This is a genomic window from Bradyrhizobium sp. F1.13.3 (genome assembly GCF_040548265.1).
Lineage (GTDB): Bacteria > Pseudomonadota > Alphaproteobacteria > Rhizobiales > Xanthobacteraceae > Bradyrhizobium.
Window position 1 is genome coordinate 948,124 of sequence record NZ_JBEPRI010000001.1, and the last position, 18,202, is coordinate 966,325.

At 64.4% G+C, this 18,202-nt stretch carries 16 protein-coding genes; 11 read left to right on the forward strand and 5 right to left on the reverse strand.

Features of this window, described 5'->3' with window-relative positions; translation table 11 throughout:
• Nucleotides 1-69 precede the first annotated feature (69 nt).
• From ABIB66_RS04305 to ABIB66_RS04320, 4 genes are all read left to right on the forward strand, one after another.
• Nucleotides 70-2,025, forward strand: coding sequence for an ABCB family ABC transporter ATP-binding protein/permease (locus ABIB66_RS04305; protein ID WP_354204302.1), 1,956 nt, complete (start codon nt 70-72; stop codon nt 2,023-2,025).
• A gap of 82 nt (nt 2,026-2,107) precedes the next feature.
• Nucleotides 2,108-2,806 carry a phosphatidylserine decarboxylase gene (locus ABIB66_RS04310; protein WP_275167429.1) on the forward strand — a complete coding sequence of 233 codons (699 nt, stop codon included), beginning with the start codon at nt 2,108-2,110 and terminating at the stop codon, nt 2,804-2,806.
• Between the two features lie 86 nt (nt 2,807-2,892).
• Nucleotides 2,893-3,774 (forward strand): CDP-alcohol phosphatidyltransferase family protein, encoded by an 882-nt coding sequence (locus ABIB66_RS04315; protein ID WP_354254180.1) that lies wholly within the window; start codon nt 2,893-2,895, stop codon nt 3,772-3,774.
• A gap of 182 nt (nt 3,775-3,956) precedes the next feature.
• On the forward strand, nt 3,957-4,676 hold the full coding sequence (locus ABIB66_RS04320; RefSeq protein WP_354055620.1) for an RraA family protein: 720 nt from the start codon (nt 3,957-3,959) through the stop codon (nt 4,674-4,676).
• Nucleotides 4,677-4,694: 18 nt separating this feature from the next.
• Here ABIB66_RS04320 and ABIB66_RS04325 read toward each other — a convergent pair whose 3' ends face one another.
• Nucleotides 4,695-4,988, reverse strand: coding sequence for a hypothetical protein (locus tag ABIB66_RS04325; RefSeq protein WP_354204573.1), 294 nt, complete (start codon nt 4,986-4,988; stop codon nt 4,695-4,697).
• 328 nt (nt 4,989-5,316) lie between these two features.
• Here ABIB66_RS04325 and ABIB66_RS04330 point away from each other — a divergent pair, with 328 nt between their 5' ends.
• The 7 genes from ABIB66_RS04330 to ABIB66_RS04360 all read left to right on the forward strand — a co-directional run bounded on the left by ABIB66_RS04330 (nt 5,317) and on the right by ABIB66_RS04360 (nt 14,108).
• Nucleotides 5,317-6,090, forward strand: a complete 774-nt coding sequence (locus tag ABIB66_RS04330; RefSeq protein ID WP_275167425.1) for a motility protein A — start codon at nt 5,317-5,319, stop codon at nt 6,088-6,090.
• Nucleotides 6,091-6,113: 23 nt separating this feature from the next.
• The gene (locus ABIB66_RS04335; RefSeq protein ID WP_007608835.1) at nt 6,114-6,944 is read left to right on the forward strand and encodes an OmpA/MotB family protein; all 831 of its coding nucleotides are present in this window, start codon (nt 6,114-6,116) and stop codon (nt 6,942-6,944) included.
• Nucleotides 6,945-7,216: 272 nt separating this feature from the next.
• A complete protein-coding gene (locus tag ABIB66_RS04340) occupies nt 7,217-9,115 on the forward strand; it encodes a potassium transporter Kup (RefSeq protein WP_354204297.1) in 1,899 nt (632 codons plus the stop codon).
• 141 nt (nt 9,116-9,256) lie between these two features.
• Nucleotides 9,257-11,182, forward strand: a complete 1,926-nt coding sequence (locus ABIB66_RS04345) for a potassium transporter Kup (protein WP_354254183.1) — start codon at nt 9,257-9,259, stop codon at nt 11,180-11,182.
• Nucleotides 11,183-11,484: 302 nt separating this feature from the next.
• Nucleotides 11,485-11,811: a rhodanese-like domain-containing protein gene (locus tag ABIB66_RS04350; protein WP_063996571.1), complete on the forward strand. Its 327-nt coding sequence runs from the start codon at nt 11,485-11,487 to the stop codon at nt 11,809-11,811.
• Nucleotides 11,812-11,819: 8 nt separating this feature from the next.
• Entirely contained in the window at nt 11,820-12,998 is a 1,179-nt protein-coding gene (locus ABIB66_RS04355; RefSeq protein WP_275167422.1) for an aminotransferase, read from the forward strand.
• Between the two features lie 3 nt (nt 12,999-13,001).
• Nucleotides 13,002-14,108 (forward strand): polyamine ABC transporter substrate-binding protein, encoded by a 1,107-nt coding sequence (locus ABIB66_RS04360; RefSeq protein ID WP_354204292.1) that lies wholly within the window; start codon nt 13,002-13,004, stop codon nt 14,106-14,108.
• Nucleotides 14,109-14,209: 101 nt separating this feature from the next.
• Here ABIB66_RS04360 and ABIB66_RS04365 read toward each other — a convergent pair whose 3' ends face one another.
• From ABIB66_RS04365 to ABIB66_RS04380, 4 genes are all read right to left on the reverse strand, one after another.
• Entirely contained in the window at nt 14,210-15,142 is a 933-nt protein-coding gene (locus tag ABIB66_RS04365) for a lipid A biosynthesis lauroyl acyltransferase (protein WP_354204290.1), read from the reverse strand.
• 9 nt (nt 15,143-15,151) lie between these two features.
• Nucleotides 15,152-16,429, reverse strand: a complete 1,278-nt coding sequence (locus ABIB66_RS04370) for a beta-ketoacyl-ACP synthase (RefSeq protein WP_027569448.1) — start codon at nt 16,427-16,429, stop codon at nt 15,152-15,154.
• A 100-nt stretch (nt 16,430-16,529) separates the two neighbouring features.
• The gene (locus ABIB66_RS04375; RefSeq protein WP_354055606.1) at nt 16,530-17,735 is read right to left on the reverse strand and encodes a beta-ketoacyl-ACP synthase; all 1,206 of its coding nucleotides are present in this window, start codon (nt 17,733-17,735) and stop codon (nt 16,530-16,532) included.
• A complete protein-coding gene (locus ABIB66_RS04380; RefSeq protein WP_007608856.1) occupies nt 17,732-18,202 on the reverse strand; it encodes a 3-hydroxyacyl-ACP dehydratase FabZ family protein in 471 nt (156 codons plus the stop codon). The genes ABIB66_RS04375 and ABIB66_RS04380 overlap by 4 nt, the downstream gene beginning before the upstream one ends.

Genomic DNA, 18,202 nt, shown 5'->3' on the forward strand with positions numbered 1-18,202 from the left:
CTCTATATGACAAACGAAAATCCTTAATGGCAACGCAGCCCGCATCTGACGGGCTTTTCAGGCTTCTTGATGGACCAAGCTCAATCGCCCGCCGGCCCCAACGTTCCTGATCCCGCCGGGGGGCCGCTGGAGCGGGCCACGCTGATGGGCACGCTGGCGCATCTGTGGCCCTATATCTGGCCGGGCGACCGTTTCGACCTGAAGATGCGCGTGGTCTGGTCGATGGTGCTGCTGCTAGCTGCCAAGCTGATCACGCTGACGGTTCCTTTCAGTTTCAAATGGGCGACCGACGCGCTGACCGGCGCCAACACGGCGCCGGTGCAAGCCGACAATTGGCACCTTTGGGTGATTGCCTCGCCGCTGCTGCTGACCGCGAGCTACGGCGTGATGCGCATCGTGATGGCGGTGCTGACGCAATGGCGCGACGGCATTTTCGCGCGCGTTGCCATGCATGCGGTGCGCAAGCTCGCCACCATCACCTTCATCCACATGCACGAGCTGTCGCTGCGCTTCCACCTGGAGCGCAAGACCGGCGGCCTGACGCGCGTGCTCGAGCGCGGCCGCGAGGGTATCGAGGTCATCGTGCGCATGGTGATCCTGCAGCTGATCCCGACCATCGTCGAGGTCTCGCTGCTGATGGCCGTGCTGCTGTGGCAGTTCGATTGGCGCTACGTGCTCGCGACCCTCGTCACTGTCGCGGTCTACATGTACTATACCTACATCGCGACCGAGTGGCGGATCGGCATCCGCCGCAAGATGAACGATGCCGACACCGAGGCGAACACCAAGGCGATCGACTCGCTGCTGAACTACGAGACCGTCAAATATTTCAGCGCCGAGACCCGTGAGTCGCAGCGCTATGACCGATCGGTCGCGCGTTACGAGGAGTCGAGCGTCCAAGCTTACACTTCGCTTGCCGTGCTCAACACCGGGCAGGCCGTGATCTTCACGCTGGGGCTGACCGCGACCATGCTGATGTGCGCGATCGGTGTGCGCAACGGCACCAACACGGTCGGCGATTTCGTGCTGGTCAATGCCATGATGATCCAGCTTTACCAGCCCTTGAACTTCATGGGCATGGTCTATCGCGAGATCAAGCAGGCGATCATCGACATCGAGAAGATGTTCAACGTGCTGGGGCGCGAGGCCGAGATCAAGGATGCGCCGGGCGCGAAGCCGCTGGTGGTCTCCGCGGGCAATGTGCGTTTCGAGGACGTGCGCTTTGCCTATGAGCCGTCCCGTCCGATCCTCAAGGGCATCAGCTTCGAGGTGCCGGCCGGCAAGACGGTCGCGATCGTCGGACCGTCAGGTGCGGGCAAGTCGACCATCTCACGCCTGTTGTTTCGCCTCTACGACATTTCCGGCGGCAAGATCCTGATCGACGGCCAGGACATTCGCGAAGTCACGCAGGCGAGCTTGCGCGCGTCCATCGGCATGGTGCCGCAGGACACCGTGCTGTTCAACGACACCATCCGCTACAACATCCGCTACGGTCGCTGGGACGCCAGCGATGCCGAGGTCGAGCAGGCAGCGCAGCTGGCGCAGATCGATCGTTTTATCCGCATGGCGCCGAAAGGCTACGAGACCCAGGTCGGTGAGCGCGGCCTGAAACTGTCCGGTGGCGAAAAACAGCGGGTCGCGATCGCGCGCACCGTGTTGAAGGCGCCGCCGATCCTGGTGCTGGACGAGGCGACCTCCGCGCTGGACACCCACACCGAGCACGAGATCCAGGGCGCGCTCGAGCGCGTGGCGAAGAACCGCACCTCGCTGGTGATCGCCCATCGGCTTTCGACCATAGTCGGCGCCGACGAGATCATCGTGCTGGACCAGGGCCGCATCGCCGAACGCGGCACCCACGCGAAACTGCTCGCGGAGGAGGGACTTTACGCCAGCATGTGGAACAGGCAGCGCGAGGCCGAGGCGGCGCGCGAGAAACTGGCCAGGATGGCCGATCCCGGCGAGGCGCCCAACCGGGAGCCTCCGCCGGTCGCCGATGTCCTGACGACGCCTGCCGCGGCGGAGTGACCTTGTCTCCGGTCCCAACTCTGGCCTAAACAACACCACCGCGCGGGATGACCTGCGCCATCAACCCTGAGCGGCAATAGCGATGTCCATTCTCGATTCGATCCAGCGTCAGATCCCGCCGATCCACAAGGAGGGTTATCCCTTCATCGGTGGCTTTGCGCTGGCAAGCCTCGTCCTGTTCTGGCTGTGGTCGCCGTTGGGGTGGATCGGCACCATCCTGACCGTGTGGTGCGCGCTGTTCTTCCGCGACCCCGTCAGGGTGACGCCGGTGCGCGAGGGGCTCGTGGTGTCGCCGGCCGACGGCCGTGTCTCGATGATCACCATGGCGCTGCCGCCGGCCGAGCTCGGGCTCGGCGACCGGCCGCTGCCGCGCGTCTCGGTGTTCATGAGCGTGTTCAACTGCCATGTGAACCGCAGCCCGATCGCGGGCCGGGTGGACCGTATTGCCTACCGCCCCGGCCTGTTCATCAATGCCGAACTGGACAAGGCGAGCGAGGACAATGAGCGCAACTCGCTGGTGATCACGACGCCGACGGCGCGGATCGGCGTGATCCAGATCGCGGGCTTGGTCGCCAAGCGCATCGTCTGCTTCGTCAAAGAGGGGCAGGCGATCGGCGCCGGCGAGCGTTTCGGCCTGATCCGCTTCGGCTCGCGGCTCGACGTCTATCTGCCGCTGGGCACCAAGGCGCTGGTCTCGGAAGGGCAGACCGCGATCGCCGGCGAGACGATTCTGGCCGATCTCGCCGGAGACGACCCGAGCCGCGCCTATCGCGCCAATTAACCAATAAGTCGGCCTGAAGGGCCTTCCGCCGCAATGGCGGAGGGGAACGCGGCTTGCTATATCTCGCCTCAAGGTGAGGACGAGCCATGACGCCCTACGACTCTAGAGATCCAGACGTACGCCGCCGGCGGTTCCGCCCGATCCCGGTGCGCATGCTGGTGCCCAACGTCATCACACTGCTGGCGATCTGCGCCGGCCTGACCTCGATCCGGCTCTCGATCGAGGGGCGGATGTCGCTTGCCGTCTACGCCATCGTGTTCGCGGCGGCGCTCGACGGCATCGACGGCCGCATCGCGCGCATGATCAAAGGGCAGTCCAAGTTCGGCGCCGAGCTCGACAGCCTCGCCGACTTCGTCAATTTCGGCGTGGCGCCCGGCCTGATGCTGTATTTCTGGCAGCTGCACGAGCTCGGCAATGCCGGCTGGATCGCGGCCATGGTGTTCGCGATCTCTGGCGGCCTCAGGCTGGCGCGCTTCAATGCCACCATGGACGATCCCAACAAGCCGGCCTTTGCCGCGAATTTCTTCACCGGCGTGCCGGCGCCGGCCGGCGCGATCACGGTGCTGCTGCCGATCTATATCGCGTTCCTCGATCTCGGCCGGCTGCCTGCGGCGGTGACGGCTGCGTATACGCTGCTGATCGCCTTCCTGATGGTGTCGCGCCTGCCGGTGTTCTCCGGCAAGACCAAGCGCATGCGGGTGCCGCCCGAACTGGTGCTGCCTGCATTCGTCGCAGTCATCGTCTTCATCGCGCTGCTGATCGCCTATCCCTGGCACGTGCTGTCGATCGGCACGGTGCTGTATCTCCTCGCTTTGCCGCTCGGCTACAAATCCTATCGCGATCAGGCGCGCGCCTTGGAAGCCACCGGGCCGGCAGGAGGCGAAGTCTCGTCGCCGCCGTCGGCACCGACGCTGACAAACCTGTCGGAGCCGCCGCGCGACGACGACCGGCCCCACCGCTTGCACTGAGCAGGAAGACACTGAGCAGCAGGGCACTGGGCAGCAAGCCACTGAGCAGCAAGCCACTGATCAACAAGACTTGGATATCTGCCATGAGGCGCCCTGAGTTGGGTTGAGACCCGATCTCGGCTATATCGCCAGGTGCCGGCGGCACCGCGCCAACAGCGGCCGCCAATCTGGGAGAGAACGCCGTGACGAATACTGCGACCGGGCCGCTGCCCGCTTCCGTCCTCGAAGCGCTGGGCCGCTATGACACCCCGACGATCTGCAATGCCATGGAGATCGTGGCGCCCGAGCGCCGGCTGATCGGCTACACCACCAAGCCACTGGTCTGCCCATTTCCCGATCTGCCGCCGATCGTCGGCTACGCCCGCACGGTCGCGATCCGCTCGGTGCTGAAAAATTCGCTACCGCCGGAAGAGCAGTCCAAGCGCCGCATCGACTATTACGAATATGTCGGGACCGGCCACGGTCCGCGCATCTCGGTGATCCAGGACATCGACGGTCCCGACGTCGGCTACGGTGCGTTCTGGGGCGAGGTGCAGAGCAACGTGCACAAGGCGCTCGGCTGCCTCGGCGTCATCACCGACGGCTCGATCCGCGACATCCCGCAATGGGCACCTGGATTCCAGGCGCTGGCCGGCTCGATCGGCCCGTCGCATGCCTGGGTACATGCGGAGAGCTTTGGCGGCGAGGTGCGCGTTGCCGGCATGACCGTGAAGTCGGACGACCTGATCCACGCCGATCTGCACGGCGCCATCGTGATCCCGCGCGACATTGCCGCAAAGCTGCCCGAGGCCGCCGAGCTCTGCGGCCGCCGCGAGACGCCGATCCTCGAAATCGCCCGCAGCCCCGACTTCTCGCTGGAGAAGCTGAAGGCCGCACTGAAGCGCTCGGCGGAAATCCACTAACGGGCGCACCGGAACGACCTAAGGCTGCGACGCCGCTCGCAGGCCGCCCTGGTCCGTTAGGAACAGGGCGGCTTGGTCCGGCTCGCCGAATACCGCGGCAGCGCATCCGATCAAGGTGAAGCCGCCGGCAAAATCCCACAGCGTGATATCTTCCGCATTGTCCGGCATCTGGATCAGGCACGCTGCGATCACGGCCAGGGCCGCCTCGACAAAGAGCAGCACGCTGAATGCCGGCAAGACGAGCTCGGGTTCGAGCATGTGGAGCGCCAGCACTGCGGGAAGCGCGGTGAGAAGACTGAACAGCGTCACCATTGCGATGCCTTCCGCCATGAGGGGCCGGTCCGGTCCAGAATACCAACTGATCGGTCGCGCCCGATGTGGCGCAGGGCCGCAGCCGAAGCTTTCGCGCACGCACGGTGATGGGTGCGCGCGGCGCCGTATGGTTAGCAAAATGTTGAAATGCCTGTCGGCAGTCGGCAAAAGCCGGCGCCTTTCAGCGCGCTGCGGCCGCCGGGCGCGCCGGCTCAACTTAACCTTTACGCGTCTTTAATCGCGGCTCACTAGGGTCTCCGATGCGGTTCGGGGTTGGGCCGCGCCATCGGCCAGGACGGCCGTTGTTGCGTTCGCGTTGGAGTCTCCCATGGATATCATGACGAGCATCGGGCTCGTGGCGGGCATTATCGTCATCGCGACGATGATGCTGCTGGGCGGCGATCTCCACATGTTCGTCTCCGAGCATGCGATGATCATCATCTTCGGCGGCTCGACGGCTGCGACCATGATCCGCTTTCCGCTCTCGACGCTGATCCATGGCCTGCCGCTCGGCGCCAAATTTGCCTTCACAATGAGCCGTCTGTCGGCGCACGATCTGGTCGACGAGCTCGCCCGCATCGCCGAGATCGCCCGCAAGCAGGGCCCGGTGGGGCTGGAAAAAGTAGAGACCGACGAGCCGTTCCTGGCCAAGGGCATCCGCTACGTCGCCGACGGCTACGACCTCGATTTCATTCGCGACAATCTCGAGCGCGACCGCGACAATTTCCTGATGCATCTGGACGAAGGCAGCAAGATCTACCGCGCCATCGGCGACTGCGCCCCGGCCTTTGGCATGGTCGGCACGCTGATCGGCATGGTGCAGATGTTCGCCAACATGACCGACCCGTCAAAGCTCGGCCCGTTCATGGCGACCGCGCTGCTCGCGACTCTCTACGGCGCGCTGGTCGCCAACCTGTTCTGTACCCCGATCGCGGACAAGCTGCATGGCAAGCTCCTGGACGAAGAGACCAACCGCACGCTGATCATCGACGGCATCCTGATGATCCGCGACTCCAAGAGTCCGACGCTGGTCCGCGAAATGCTGCTGGCCTATCTGCCCGAGAAGCACCGCCACGCCGAAGGCGAGCCGGTTCCGGCCTGATTCTGCCCGCCGGGATTTGAGATATGGCCAAGAAGAAGCGCGGCGATTCACACGGAGGCGGTCACGGCTGGTTCGTGACCTTCGCCGACCTGATGGGCCTGATGATGAGCTTCTTCGTGATGCTCGTCGCGTTCTCGACTCAGGATGCCAACAAGCTGAAGGTCGTCGCGGGCTCCATGCGCGACGCCTTTGGTGTCCAGACCGAAGCGCGCTACTCCGGCATCGTCGAGTCCGACGGCCTGCCGACCCGCCCTCGGCTGAAGAACGTCGATCACATTCAGCCTGAGGACTCCTCCAACACGCCGACGCCGGACCAGGAGGATCGTGACCGCACGTCGGGCGCGAAGATCAAGGTAGACCGCAATTTTGCGCTGGCGGCGGCCTCGCTGCGGCAGGCGTTGCAGGACATGCCGGAACTGACCGAGATGTCCAAGCACATCATGTTCGAGGAGACCAAGCAGGGCCTCAACCTTGAGATCGTGGACCAGGACGGCCGCTCGATGTTCGCCGACGGCTCCAAAGTGCCTTATGACCGCACCCGCCGTCTGATCGAAAAGCTCGCTGTCCCGCTCAAGGCGACGCCGCTGCGCGTCTCCATCGCCGGCCACACCGCGGCTGGATTTGTGCCGACCCGCAGCGACTACGGCGCCTTCGACCTGTCGGCCGACCGCGCCAATGCCGTGCGTCAGATCCTCGAACGCGAGGGCCTGCCGGGCGCCCATGTCTTTGCCGTCTCTGGCAAGGCGGACACCCAGCCGCTGTTCCCGGACGATCCGTCGCTCGCTGCCAACCGGCGGGTGACCATCACCCTGATGCGTGAAGATCCGCCGCTGCCGCCGAATCTGAAGCCTTAGGGCGTCTCCGAGCGAGGTGGACGCCGCTTCGTCTGAAGAAGACGCGACAAAACAAGGATGTAGAGCCCGTTCCGCTTCAATCGGAACGGAAAGGCTCAGGGCTCTTGTGCCACCATCGTACCTGAGGCATGTCGTCGCGTGGGCGATGACCGTTGCTGCGGCGTCACAGCATCTGCCCCGGCGCCTGCTATGGTGATGTGCCGATTGACAGGGGCGCCGGAACCGTCAAAAGGCGCCGGATCAATTCTCGGGCAGAAGCGTTCCAGTTTCATATGACGGCGAGCATCACATCGACCGAAGCTCAGGACGGGCCGGTCACCTCTGGTTTCTGGGGCCTGACGCTCGGGAGCATCGGCGTCGTCTTCGGCGACATCGGCACGTCGCCACTCTACGCATTCCACGAGGCGGTCAGGGGCGCGGCTCATGGCCAGCCGGTCTCGCGGGTCATGGTGCTCGGCGTGCTCTCGCTGATCCTCTGGGCGCTGCTGATCGTCGTCACCGCCAAATACGTTCTGCTGCTGCTGCGCGCCGACAACAACGGGGAGGGTGGCACTCTTTCCCTCATGGCGCTCGGTCAGCGCGCGCTCGGGCGGCGAAGCTGGTTCCTGACGGCGCTCGGCGTCGTCGGCGCCTCCATGTTCATCGGCGATTCCATGATTACGCCGGCGATCTCGGTGCTGTCGGCGGTCGAGGGTCTGAAGCTCGCAACTCCTGCCTTCGAGCACTATGTCGTTCCCCTGACCGTTCTCATCCTGGCGCTGCTGTTCGCGGTCCAGAGCAAGGGGACGGCGCTCGTGGCCTCGGCCTTCGGGCCGGTGATGGTCGTCTGGTTCACCGTTCTTGCCGTGCTGGGCGCCATTCACATCGCCGACGATCCGTCGGTACTCGCTGCGATCAATCCCTATTACGCGCTGCAATTCCTGCTGTCGCACGGCACGATCGGCCTGGTGACGCTGGGCGCGGTGTTCCTGGCGGTGACCGGCGGTGAGGCGCTCTACGCAGATCTGGGCCATTTCGGCCGCAAGCCGATCCAGTCGGCCTGGATGTTCTTCGTGCTGCCTGCTCTCCTGATCAACTATTTCGGGCAGGGCGCGCTGGTGCTGTCCGATCCCAGCGCGATCGAACATTCCTTTTACCGCATGGTGCCCGAGCACTTCGTGCTGCCGCTGGTCGGGCTTGCGACCGCCGCGACCGTGATCGCGAGCCAGGCGGTGATCACCGGAGCCTATTCGCTGGTCTATCAGGCCGTGCAGCTCGGCCTCCTGCCACGCTTCGAGGTGCGCTTCACCTCGGAAACCCACGCCGGCCAGATCTATCTGCCGCGGGTAAACCGGCTGCTCCTGATCGGTGTGATGCTGCTGGTGCTGTTGTTCCACACCCCCAGCAACCTGGCATCCGCCTACGGCATCGCGGTCTCCACCACCATGGTTGCCGACGGCATCATGGGCTTCATCGTGATCTGGAAATTGTGGAACTGGCGCGCCGCGACGGCCGCAGCCGTGATCCTGCCCTTCGTCGTGGTCGACATCAGCTTCTTCAGCGCGAACCTTCTGAAGCTGCTGGAAGGCGCCTGGGTGCCGCTGCTGTTCGGCGTCATCATGGCCGGGACAATCTGGACCTGGCGGCGAGGGTCGGGGATCCTGATCCAGAAAACGCGCCGCATCGAGGTGCCGCTGGACGATCTGATCCGGAGCCTGGAGAAGCGGCCGCCGCATATCGTCAAGGGCACCGCGGTGTTCCTGACCAGCGATCCTTCCTTCGTGCCGACCGCGCTGCTGCACAATCTCAAGCACAACAAGGTGCTGCACGAGCACAACGTGGTCCTGACCATCGAGACCGCGCATACGCCGCGGGTTGATCTGTCGGAGCGTTTCCGGATGGAGAAGATCAGCGACAAGTTCTTCAAGGTCCGCCTGCGCTTCGGTTACATGGAGCAGCCGAATGTGCCCAAGGCGCTTGCAATCGCGCGCAAGCAGGGCTGGCAGTTCGACATCATGTCGACGTCGTTCTTCGTGTCCCGGCGCTCACTGAAGGCGTCGGCGCAGTCCGGCATGCCGCTTTGGCAGGACCATTTGTTCATCGCACTGAGCCGGTCCGCCAACGACGCCACCGACTATTTCCAGATTCCCACCGGACGGGTGGTTGAAGTCGGAACCCAGGTCACCATCTAAGAGGCGGTCGGCGAAGCTATGCGAAATTGCATGCCTAAGCCCCGAAATCGGGCTAGGCTATGCCGGTAGCGCAGGCCTATAAGCCGCGCGCCCTTCTGCCGTTGTGCAGTGAAGCATTTTTAGAGGCCATCAGGCTCTCCCATGACAAGTGATGTAGCGATTTCCGCCCCGGAAACGGCGGCGGCCAATGGGCATGGCGATGCCCACACCACCGCCCGTTTCGGTGCGCTGACACTCGGCAGCATCGGCGTCGTCTATGGCGATATCGGCACCAGCCCGCTCTACGCGTTCCGCGAAGCCGTCATGGCGGCCTCTGGCGCGGAGGGGGTGCCGCCGGCAGCCGTGCTCGGCGTGCTCTCCCTGATCCTGTGGGCGCTCATCGTCGTGGTGACGCTCAAATACGTCGTGATCCTGCTCCGAGCCGACAACAACGGCGAGGGCGGCACGTTGGCGCTGATGGCGCTGGCCCAGCGCGCAGTCGGCACCCGCGGAACAACCATCGTCATGCTCGGCATCATTTCCGGAGCCCTGTTCTATGGCGACGCCGTGATCACGCCGGCACTCTCGGTGCTGTCGGCGATCGAAGGCATGAAGGACATCACGCTGCACTTCGAGCCCTACATCGTACCGCTGACCGTGATCATCCTGGTCGGTCTGTTTGCCGTGCAGTCCCGCGGCACCGCTCGCGTCGCCGCCTTCTTTGGCCCGATCATGTGCGTTTGGTTCGCTGTGATCGCGATCGCGGCGATCCACCCGATCATCGAGCAGCCGCAGGTGCTGTTCGCGCTGAATCCGCTTTACGCCGTGTCCTTCATGATTCACCACGGCATCATCGGGTTCGTGACGCTCGGCGCGGTGTTCCTGGCGGTCACCGGTGCCGAGGCGCTCTATGCCGACCTCGGCCATTTCGGCAAGCGACCGATCCAGACCGCCTGGCTGTTCATCGTGGTGCCGTCGCTGGCATTGAACTATCTGGGGCAGGGCGCCCTCGTGCTCGGCGACCCCGGCGCGATCGTGAGCCCGTTCTTCCAGCTCTTTCCGCAAGGTTTTTTCCGCGGCTGCATGGTCGTGCTGGCGACGGCCGCAACTGTCATCGCGAGCCAGGCGGTCATCACCGGTGCCTATTCGCTGACGCGTCAGGCGATCCAGCTCGGTCTGTTGCCGCGGTTTGAAATTCGCCATACGTCCGAAGCCCATTCGGGCCAGATCTTCATCCCGCGCATCAACCAGCTCCTGCTGGTCGCGGTGGTCCTGCTGGTGCTCTTGTTCCGCTCCTCCAGTGCGCTGGCCTCGGCCTACGGCATCTCCGTCACCGGGACCATGGTGGTCACGGCGATGATGGGCTTCGTGGTGATCTGGAAGGTCTGGCGGTGGTCGCCGTTCACGGCTGCCGCCCTGATCGCGCCGTTCCTGTTCCTTGACCTCACCTTCCTGGCCGCCAATCTGCTCAAGGTACTCGAGGGCGGCTGGGTGCCGCTGGCGCTCGGCGCGCTCATGATCATCCTGATGTACACGTGGCGGCGCGGCAGCCGGCTGCTGTTCGAGAAGTCGCGCAAGCTCGAATTCCCGCTCGCCGACCTCGTGGCGATGCTCGAGAAGCGGCCGCCGCAACGCGTGCCCGGCACCGCCGTGTTCCTGACCAGCGATCCCCTCAGCGCCCCGACCGCGCTGATGCACAGTCTGAAGCACTACAAGGTGCTGCACGAGAAGAACGTCATTCTCACCATCGAGACCGCACAGACCCCGCGCATCGATCCGGCCGAGCGGGTGAAGCTGGAGCAGATCTCGCCGACCTTCTCCAAGGTGACGCTGAAGTTCGGCTTCATGGAATCGCCCAACGTGCCGAAGGCGCTGGCGATCGCCCGCAAGCTCGGCTGGCAGTTCGACATCATGTCGACCTCGTTCTTCCTGTCGCGGAGGGCGCTCAAGCCGGCCGCCCATTCCGGCATGCCGCGCTGGCAGGACCGGCTGTTTATCTCGCTCAGCCGTTCCGCCAACGACGCAACCGACTATTTCCAGATCCCCTCCGGCCGCGTCGTCGAGGTCGGCACCCAGGTGACCATTTAGCTCGCCGCTGTCATCGCCAGGCTTGACCGGGCGATCCAGTATCCAGAGACCGTGCGTAGATACGGGGAGGCCGCGGCGTACTGGATTCCCCGCTTTCGCGGGGAATGACACCGAGTTAGCGGTGAGGGTGTGAAGCAGGAGCTTCAGGCATCCTGAAGGTCGCGCTTCAAGTCGCTGCGATTTAGCTTTAACTTGCGCAAGGCAGCTCAAGCCTTTGTAGCGCTTGATTTTCACCGGCCGAGAGGCGAGGTTGCCGGCCGCCGGGATCGCCCCGGCAGCGGCCCGCGACGTTGGAGGATGATGTGGCAAATCAAGTACAGGATCTGACCCCGGACGAGGTCTCCAAGGGTGTCGCGGAAGGGCGCTATCTCCTCGTCGACGTGCGCGAGCCGAACGAGGTCGAGGCCGAGGCTTATCCCTACGGCGTGGTCGTGCCGCTCTCGACCTTCGATCCCAAAGCGATCCCCGATCCCGAGGGTAAGGAGGTCGTGTTCGCCTGCCGCTCGGGCAAGCGTTCGGTGACGGCCTCGCTGGCGGCGCAGGCCGCGGGCCTGCCTTACGACAAGCATCTGGCCGGAGGCATGCTCGGCTGGAAGGCGGCGGGTCTTCCCAGCAAGGTCGGCGGCTGACCCCGCCGATGTCCAAGAGCTCGTCCCTCAACAAGGTCTTCGCGGACCTTCCCGTCACCATCTTCGAGGCAATGTCGCAAGCCGCGCGCGACAATGCCGCCATCAATCTCGGGCAGGGCTTCCCCGATGATCCCGGCCCCGAGGACATCCGCCGCGCCGCGGCCGATGCCTCGCTGAACGGCTACAACCAGTACCCGTCGATGATGGGCCTGCCGGAACTGCGCCAGGCGATCGCGACCCATTACGGCCACTGGCACGGCCTCAAGCTCGATCCGATGAGCGAGGTGATGGTGACCTCCGGCGGCACCGAGGCCCTGACCTCGGCCATCCTCGCCGTGGTCCAGCCCGGTGACGAAGTGGTGTGCTTCCAGCCGGTGTACGATTCCTATCTGCCGATCATTCGCCAGGCCGGCGGCATTCCGCGCCTGGTCCGGCTTGAGCCGCCGCATTGGCGGCTGAATGAGGACATGCTGAAAAGCGTCTTCAATTCAAAGACCAAGGCGGTGCTCTTCAACAACCCCCTGAATCCGTCCGCGGTGGTGTTTCCGCGCGAGGACCTCGAGCTGCTGGCGCGCTACTGCCAGGAGTTCGACGTCATCGCGATCTGCGACGAGGTCTGGGAGCACGTCACCTTCGACGAGCACAAGCACATCCCGCTGATCACCATCCCCGGCATGCGCGACCGCACCATCAAGGTCGGTTCGGCCGGCAAGATTTTTTCGCTGACGGGCTGGAAGATCGGCTTCGTCTGCGCCGCGCCGCCGCTGCTGCGCGTTGCCGCCAAGGTGCACCAGTTCCTGACCTTCACCACCGCGCCGAACCTCCAGGCCGCCGTCGCCTACGGCCTCGGCAAGCCGGACGAGTATTTCCTGTCGATGCGCAAGGACCTGGCGCGGAGCAGGGACCGTCTCGCCAAGGGACTGGAGAGCCTCGGCTTCCCGGTGCTGAAGTCGCAGGGCACCTACTTCCTCACCGTTGACCTGTCGCCGCTGGGGCTGAACGAGAGCGACACCGAGTTCTGCTGGCGGATTGTGAAGGACTACAAGGTCGCGGCAATCCCGGTGTCGGCCTTCTACGAGCAGGATCCTGTGACCTCGGTGGTGCGCTTCTGCTTTGCCAAGAAGGACGAGACGCTCGATACCGCGCTGGAGCGGCTGTCGGACGCGGTGCGCGGGCGCAAGAGGTAGGAGATGACGATCGTCAGCCGCTTTGGTTTTGGCCTCGCGATCGCCGCCGCGCTGACGTTGCTCTCCGCCCCCGCAGGGGCCGAGGAGCGGGTCGTCAACTTCTACAACTGGTCGAACTACGTGGCCCCCGACGTCCTCGAGGCCTTCACCAAGGAGACCGGCATCAAGGTGGTCTACGACACTTTTGACGCCAACGAGACCCTGGAGACGCGTTTGATGGCCGGCAAGTCCGGCTATGACGTCGTGGTGCCCACCGCCTATTTCCTCCAGCGCCAGATCAAGGCCAACATCTTCCAGAAGCTCGACAAGTCGAAGCTGCCGAACCTGGCCAATGCCTGGCCGGTGGTGACCGAACGTCTCGCGATCTACGACCCCGGCAATGTCTACGCCGCCAATTACATGTGGGGCACGACGGGCATCGGCTACAACGTCGCCAAGCTGAAGCAGATTCTCGGAGCGGATGCGAAGATCGATAGCTGGGACATCGTGTTCAAGCCGGAGAACCTCGCAAAATTCAAAGACTGCGGCGTGCACATGCTCGATTCCGCCGACGACATCTTTCCGGCGGCGTTGAATTATCTTGGGCTCGATCCGAACTCGACCAAGCAGGCCGAGCTCGAGAAGGCCGCCGATGTCGTCGCCAAGGTGCGGCCCTCCGTGCGCAAGTTTCATTCGTCCGAATATCTAAGCGCGCTCGCCACCGGCGAGATCTGCTTCGTGGTCGGCTGGTCCGGCGACATCATGCAGGCCCGCGCCCGCGCTGCCGAAGTCAAGAGCGGCATCGAGATCGGCTACGCCATCCCGAAGGAGGGCGCGCAGATGTTCTTCGACAATCTCGCGATCCCCGCCGATGCGAAGAACGTCGCGGAAGTCTACGAGCTGATCAACTATCTCTACCGTCCGGACGTGGCCGCCAAGAATACGGACTTCCTGTCCTACGCCAACGGCAACCTCGCCAGCCAGAAGCTGGTCGATCCGAAAATATTGAACGACAAGAATATCTATCCGGACGAGGCAACGCTCGCAAAGCTGTTCGTTATCACGGCCCGCGAGCCGGCGACCCAGCGGGTCATCAATAGGCTCTGGACCAGGGTGAAGACGGGACGGTAATCGCGCCCGTCATTGCGAGGAGCGAAGCGACGAAGCAATCCAGAATCTTTCCGCAGAGGGAGTCTGGATTGCTTCGCTTCGCTCGCAATGACCAAACAAGATCACCGCCACCGTCGGTGTAGCCACAGCCACTGCTCGGGATGCTCGCGGACCCAGCCTTCCACCACGCTGGTGATCGCCTGGGTGGTGCCCTGGATGTCGATCCTGCCGTCAGCGTCGCGCACCGGCTGGACCTCTTCGGTGATCTCGGCAGTGAAGCGGCCGCCGGGAAGGCGGATGACGCGGACGCCGTGGATCGGGCATTCGACCTGGCGCAACAGGCGCGCCAGCATCGGATTGGCGCGAGTCTTGCGGCCGAAAAAGGTGACCTCGACGCCGCCGGTCAGATACTGGTCGATCAGCATCGCGACGTGCTTGCCGTCCTTGAGCGCCTGCGCAAGCCGCAGCGGCGCGTCGCGCCCCGCCGGGATCAGCGTGCCCATGTTGACCTGGCGCATCTCCTGGATGATGCGGTCGGCGGAGGCGATATTCGGGCGGCGGTAGAGGATTGCCGCATCGAGCCCGTGTGCGACCGCGGCGAGCGCCGGCAATTCCCAATTGGCCAGATGCGCGGCGAAGATCAGCGCCGGCTTGCCGTCGTCGCGGATTTGATCGAACAACTCGATGCTGCGGCTGGGCAGTTCGATCCGACTGTTTTCCGGATGATCGCGGTCGTAATCCCAGACGTGGTCCATATGGGCGAATTCGGCGCCGACGCGACCGAGATTGTCCCAGACGCCCATCAGGATGGATTCGATTTCCTCGGGCGACTTGTCCGGAAACCCCGCGGTGAGATTGGCGCGGCCGATGCGGTGCTCGCGCAGGCGCGGCCCGATCAGCCTGGTGACGCGTGCGAAAAACTCCGAGGTCTTGGCCGGATCGAAATAACGCGTGGTGCGCAACATGCCGACGGTGGCAGCGCCGATCAGGCCTCCACCGATCGATTTGGCCGTCTCCCGCGCGCGGGCCTTCGTTCTCGCAGGAAGCAGCGCCATGCGTCCGGTTCAGGCCGGTTCGCGGGTCAGGATCAGCGAGGCGTTCTGGCCGCCGAAGCCAAACGAGTTCGACATCACTGCGGTGACGCGGGCATCGCGTGCCTTGTTGCCGACGACGTCGAACAGGATCGTGGGATCCGGATTGTCGTAGTTGATCGTCGGCGGGATGCGCTGATGCTCCAGCGTCAGCAGCGAGAAGATCGCCTCGACCGCGCCGGCGGCCGAGATGGTGTGGCCGACCATCGACTTGTTGGAGGTGACCGGAATCTTCGAGACGAGATCGCCGAACACGGCCGATGTCGTATTGTACTCCATCTTGTCGTTCTCGGGCGTCGCGGTGCCGTGCGCGTTGATGTGGTCGATCTGGTCCGGCGTCATGCCGGCGTCGGCCAGCGTCTTGTTCATGCAGCCGATGATCGGCTTGCCGTCGGGCGACGAGCGGGTGCGATGGAAGGAATCGGTGAGTTCGCCGCAGCCGGCGATCACGCCGAGGATTTTTGCGCCGCGCGCGGTGGCCGCTTCATAGCTTTCGAGCACCAGCGCACCGGCGCCTTCGGCCATGACAAAACCGTCGCGGTTCTTGGAGAAGGGACGGGAGGCCGCCTGCGGCGGATCGTTCTGGGTCGACAGCGCCGAGAGCAGCGAGAAGCGCACCAGCGCCTCCGGGTTCACGGTGCCGTCGGTCGCCACGCACAGCGCAGCATCAGTTTCGCCGCGGCGGATCGCCTCGACGCCGAGCTGGATCGAGGTCGCGCCCGAAGCGCAGGCCGTCGACAACGAGATCGGCGAGCCCTTGGTGCCGAAAGTCTCGGCGAGGTAGGCGGCGACCGAACCGAACATGAAGCGGTGGTGATAGGCGCTGTACTTGCCGCCGCCGGAGATGCGCAGCAGATCGTCGTAATTGAAGTCGAGCTTACCAACGGCGCGGCCGAGCTCGCGGCGCTGCGGCCATTCGACTTCGACAGGTGCGACCGCAAGGAAGAGAGGACCCGGGAAATCCGCCTTGGCGCCGATGCCGGCTTGGTCCAGCGCCTCCTGCGTCACCAGTTCGGCCATCCGCTCGGACAGGCCGGTGGAGGAGAACGGATCGACGCTGACGAAATCCACCGTGCCGGCCATCGTCGTTTTCAGGCCGTCCACCGGAAAGCGTGTGATGGTGCGGATGCCGGATTCGCCGGCGACGAGCTTCGCCCAATTGTCGGTCTTGCCGTTGCCGAGCGAGGTCATGATGCCCATGCCGGTGACGACGACGACGGGGCGCCCGAGTTTGTCGCGTGGTGCAGTCATGTCGATCCCCGCTTGAGCTGGAGCATGATCCGAAAAAGCGTGACGCGGTTTTCCGAGAAGATCATGCCCAAACAATAACCTGCCAAAAGCGCAACACGCTTTAGCTTACTGCCTCGACCAGCGCCATGCCTTCGCCGCGCCAGTGTCCGGCCCCCACCACCACAATCTGGGTGGGCGCTCCCTGCATTTCAATCTCGGTGCCCGTGGAATCGTTCGGCGGAAACAGCGCGCCGCGAGAGATCGACAGCGCGGCGAGTGCGATGCCGAGTGGGAATTGCGTCTCCATGGTGTGGCCGAACATCGTGCCGGTCGAGCGCACCGGGAACTCGGCGTGGCCCTTCAGGAAGCCGTGCTCTTCTGATGTCGCCGGCTCAGCGCCGGTCGCACCGGATATGATCGCGCCCTTGCCGTCGCGCTTCGGCAACTTTGCCCAAAGCTTCTCCAGCGTCGCGGCCATGTCGCCGGGAGTCTTGCGCCGGGCAAGGTCGGCAACGACGCTCGACAGCTTCGCGAATGGCTTTGCGCCCCGCGCTTCCGCATGCGCCTTCGATTCCAGCACCAGAAACGCGCCAGCCGAGCCGAGCGCGAAGCCGGCGTGGTCCTTGCGCGCCCACACGGGTGCGAACTTGTCCTTGAGATTGAAGTCGCCGAATTCGTAGAGGACCATCAGGTCCTTGCGCTCGCCATTGTGCGAGCCGCCGATCAGCGCGATGTCGCTCTCGCCGGAGGCGATGCGCGACAATGCAATACGGGCGGCATCGGCGCCGGCAACCTCTTCACCCATGAAGGTGCGCGAGGTGCCGCCAATGCCGTGCACGATGGCGATGTTGCCGGCGAGCAGGTTGGAGAGCTGGGCCAGGAACAGCGTCGGCCTGAGATCGCTCATCAGCCGCTCGTTGAGGAAGCCGGGCGCATTGGCGCCCTTGGCCTCGGCCGTGAGCACGCCGGTGTCGACGTTGAGATCGCGCTCGCCGCCGCCGGCGGCGACCACCATGTCGATCTTCGACAGGATGTCCTTGTTGCCCTTGATTCCGGCGGAGTCGAGCGCAAGCCCGGCCGCATAGGTGCCGATGCGCTGCCAGGCTTCCATCTGGCGCTGGTCGCCCTTCTTCGGGATCTGGCTGTCGAAGGTCACAGGCATCAGGGGGTGCACGATATAGGGTGCAAAGCCCTTCTCATCGACATTGATGCGCTTCTCCTGAAGCGCGGCCCAGTTGGCGTCCAGGCCCTCGCCGAGCGAGGTGGCCAGGCCAATGCCGGTGATCCAGACTTCCGTCTGGGCGGGCTTCGAAGCAGTCTCGGTCATGGCGATACGGCCTGTTGCGGAAAGCCGACGCGTTTGGCGACCGCGTCCATGTGGGCGCGCATATCCGCATGGGGAAAGGGAATCTGCGTGAAGGTCAGCGTCGAATTCGCGCGCAGCTTGCCGCCGACCTTGATCTTGGCTTCGGTCACGGCGTAGCCCGAGCCCTGATGGGCAAGGCTCGCCTCGATGCTCATGAGATCGCCGGGGAAGACCGAGCCGCGCACCTTGGCCTCCTTGACGGCGGCCAGGATCGGCATGCGCTCGAATTTGAGCACGCCAAGCTGAAGCCAGCCCGAGGCCTGCGCCATCGATTCGATCAGGAGCACGCCGGGCATCAGGGGATAGCCCGGGAAGTGCCCCTCGAAGATGGTGCTCTCCATCGGGACCTGAGCCTCGACGACAATCGTCTTCGCGTCGACGTTGAGGTCGACGACGCGATCTATCATGTGGAAGTATTCGAGTTGCAT